Genomic DNA, 3582 nt, shown 5'->3' with positions numbered 1-3582 from the left:
CTCCATCAACGCAAACCCCAGCAAGTTCTCCCCCCGCCACCGCCCCGGATCCGACGCCTCGGGGGCGTCCGCCGGGAGGCCGATTCCCCAGATGCGGTCCAGGGGGCTCGCCTCGACCAGGACGCGTTCGCCCGTGGAGAGCAGGTAGGACCGGAGCTCCGGGGACTGGCCGAACTTGTGGAGCGAGCCCTCCACCACGATCCCGTACCGCTCCCGGCGCCACACCTCCTCATCGAAGCCCCGCACCAGCCGGCCCGCGTTCTTCGCCTCGGCCGGGGTCCGGGCCGTGAGCGCCGCCCGTTCCGCCTCCGGGTCGGCGAACAGGCGGGCCTTGGTGGCCATCATCCAGTGCTCCGCCGTCGCGTAGACCACCCCGTCCACCGTGAACGGCGACGGCCACCACTGGCTGAGACAGCTCGCTCCGAGCGTCCCGTCGCGGCGCGGCGTGTGGCCCCAGAAGTGCAGGAACTTGACCCGTTCACCATCCTTGACCTGCGCGATCAAATTGTCGATCTTCTCCATACACGCGAGTCTGGCATCCGCCACTGACACTCCGTACGGGTATTTACGGCCTGACCCGACACATGGTCGACAGATTCCGTCGCGTAACCAAAAGGCAACAACGGAATCACTTGTTGGCGAGATGCCGCTCTGTCAGGATCGGCACTCAAATCGAGCTGGAGCTACGGAGACCGTGAGCGAGATGGGCAACAGCAACAGCAGTCGCTTCCCGGCGCAGGACCGTTTCGAAGGCGGCGCCCAGTACATCGGCGGGCGTCCCGTCCCCGGCACCTCCGGGCGCAAGCAGGACGTCGTCGACCCGGCCACGGGACAGGTCGTCCTCACGTACGAGCTGGCCGGGACCGGCGACGTGGACGCCGCCGTCGCGGCGGCCAAGGACGCGTTCCCGGCCTGGTCCGGCGCCACCCCCGCCGAACGCTCCGACGCCCTGCACCGCTTCGCCGCCGTCCTTGCCGACCGCGCGGAGGAGTTCGCGCAGGCCGAGTCCCTGCAGTGCGGCAAGCCGATCAAGCTCAGCCGGGAGTTCGACGTCCCGGGCACGATCGACAACACCGCCTTCTTCGCCGGGGCCGCCCGCCACCTCCAGGGCCAGTCCGCCGGGGAGTACTCGGGCGACCACACCTCCTACGTACGCCGTGAGGCCCTCGGTGTCGTCGGCTCCATCGCCCCCTGGAACTATCCGCTCCAGATGGCCGCCTGGAAGATCCTCCCGGCGATCGCCGCCGGCAACACCATCGTCCTCAAGCCCGCCGAGATCACCCCCCTGACCTCGCTGCTCTTCGCCCAGGCCGCCACCGCCGCCGGGATTCCGGACGGCGTCGTCAATGTCGTCTCCGGCGCCGGGCGGGACGCCGGGGAGCACCTCGTCGGACACCCGGACGTCGTCATGACCTCCTTCACCGGGTCCACCGCCGTCGGCAGGCGCGTCGCCGAGATCGCCACCGCCACCGTCAAGCGCACCCATCTGGAACTCGGCGGCAAGGCGCCCTTCGTCGTCTTCGACGACGCCGACCTGGAGGCCGCCGTGCACGGCGCGGTCGCCGCCTCCCTCATCAACTCCGGGCAGGACTGCACCGCCGCCACGCGCGCGTACGTACAGCGTCCGCTCCACGACGCGTTCGTCGCGGGTGTCGCCGACCTCATGGCGAGCGTCCGCGTCGGCGACCCGTTCGACCCGGCCACCGACCTCGGGCCGCTGATCAGCCACGTCCACCGCGACCGGGTCGCCGGCTTCGTCGAGCGCGCCCGCTCCTACGCCCGGATCGTCACCGGCGGCCGGGCCCCGCAGGGCGACGGCGCCTTCTACCTGCCGACGCTCGTCGCGGACGCGCCGCAGGGCAGCGAGGTCGTCCAGGCCGAGATCTTCGGGCCGGTGCTGGCCGTGCTGCCCTTCGACTCCGACGACGAGGGCATCCGGCTCGCCAACGACACCCCGTACGGCCTCGCCGCCTCCGCCTGGAGCCGGGACGTCTACCGGGCGAACCGCGCCACCCGGGAGATCAAGGCCGGCTGCGTCTGGGTCAACGACCACATTCCGATCATCAGCGAGATGCCGCACGGCGGCTATAAGGCAAGCGGCTACGGAAAGGACATGTCGGCCTACTCGTTCGAGGAGTACACGCAGGTCAAGCATGTGATGTACGACAACACCGCGGTCGCCGCGAAGGACTGGCACCGCACGATCTTCGGGGACCGATAAAGCATCCGATCAGCGGCGCCGCCGCGTGGCGGCCGTCCGACCAGCGGCCACCACCTCCACCCGAAAGGGCACACAGCGCATGGAGAGTTACGAGCCGGACCGCCTGTCCGGGGCCCAACTGGCCGCTGTACAGCGCAGTCTGACCAGCGGCCGGGGCGCCCTGACCCGTCGCTCGCTGATGCGGGCCACGGGCGTCGGCGCGCTCGCCGTCGGCGGCCTCGCCGGGCTCGCGGGCTGCGGCATCCCGGCCGCCAGGAAGGACAGCGGCCAGGCCGCGGCCTCGGACGACCACTCGGCCACGGAGAAGGTGATCAACTTCTCCAACTGGACCGAGTACATGGACGTCAGCGACGACAAGAAGCACCGGCCGACCCTGGACGGCTTCACCAAGCGGACCGGCATCCAGGTCAAGTACACCGAGGACATCAACGACAACGTCGAGTTCTTCGGGAAGATCAAACCGCAGCTCGCGGCCGGGCAGGACATCGGCCGCGACCTCATCGTCGTCACCGACTGGCTGGCCGGGCGGCTCATCCGGTTCGGCTGGGCGCAGAAGCTCGACGCCTCGAAGCTGCCGCACGCCTTCGCCAACCTCTCCGCGCCCTTCCGCACCCCCGACTGGGACCCGGGCCGGGCCTACTCGTACCCGTGGACCGGCATCCCGACGGTCATCGCGTACAACTCCAAGGCGACCGGCGGGCGGACCGTCGACTCGGTCACCCAGCTGCTCGACGACCCCACCCTCAAGGGCCGGGTGGGCTTCCTCACCGAGATGCGCGACACCGTCGGGATGACCCTGCTCGACATGGGCAAGGACCCCGCGAACTTCACCGACGCCGACTACGACGCGGCGATCGGGCGGCTCCAGAAGGGCGTCGACAAGAAGCAGATCCGCCGCTTCACCGGCAACGACTACACCGGCGACCTCGACAAGGGCGACCTCGCCGCGTGTGTGGCCTGGGGCGGCGACGTCACCCAGCTGCGGACCGACAACCCGGACATCAAGTACGCGATCCCGGCGGCCGGCTACATGCTCTCCAGCGACAATCTGCTGGTCCCCGCCAAGGCCCGGCACCGGGCCAACGCCGAGCGGCTGATCGACTACTACTACGAGCCGGCGGTCGCGGCCAGGCTCGCCGCGTACATCAACTACGTCTGCCCGGTCGACGGCGTACGCGACGAGCTCACCAGGATCGACCCGGAGCTGGCCCAGAACACGCTGATCCTCCCCGACAGGGCCATGGCCGCCAAGGCGCACTCCTTCCGCTCGCTCAGCAGCGAGGAGGAGACCAGGTACGAGCAGAAGTTCGCCAAGCTCATCGGCGCCTAGGGCGGGCCGTCCCCGGCCCTCCCCTCCGTTC

3 protein-coding genes are annotated in these 3582 nt (G+C 70.0%); 2 read left to right on the top strand and 1 reads right to left on the bottom strand.

The window, feature by feature from the left end:
- A partial coding sequence (locus ACJA3G_RS33110; RefSeq protein WP_406556728.1) for an NADAR family protein occupies nt 1-522 on the bottom strand: 522 nt, incomplete at its 3' end.
- 181 nt (nt 523-703) lie between these two features.
- On the opposite strand from ACJA3G_RS33110, the gene ACJA3G_RS33105 reads away from it, so the two are divergent.
- Both ACJA3G_RS33105 and ACJA3G_RS33100 read left to right on the top strand, forming a co-directional pair.
- Nucleotides 704-2221 (top strand): gamma-aminobutyraldehyde dehydrogenase, encoded by a 1518-nt coding sequence (locus ACJA3G_RS33105; protein ID WP_406556729.1) that lies wholly within the window; start codon nt 704-706, stop codon nt 2219-2221.
- Between the two features lie 79 nt (nt 2222-2300).
- A complete protein-coding gene (locus tag ACJA3G_RS33100) occupies nt 2301-3551 on the top strand; it encodes a spermidine/putrescine ABC transporter substrate-binding protein (RefSeq protein WP_406556727.1) in 1251 nt (416 codons plus the stop codon).
- The last annotated feature ends 31 nt before the right edge of the window (nt 3552-3582 follow it).

The sequence above is a fragment of the Streptomyces sp. YS-3 genome (assembly GCF_045257485.1).
Lineage (GTDB): Bacteria > Actinomycetota > Actinomycetes > Streptomycetales > Streptomycetaceae > Streptomyces.
The sequence above is the reverse complement of the archived record's forward strand: the minus strand, read 5'-3'. Positions and strand labels throughout refer to the sequence as shown.

What these genes read in the sequence shown, in the direction of transcription:
- ACJA3G_RS33100 (WP_406556727.1), top strand. Translation starts at nt 2,301, where the DNA reads ATGGAGAGTTACGAGCCGGACCGCCTGTCCGGGGCCCAACTGGCCGCT.
- ACJA3G_RS33105 (WP_406556729.1), top strand. Translation starts at nt 704, where the DNA reads ATGGGCAACAGCAACAGCAGTCGCTTCCCGGCGCAGGACCGTTTCGAA.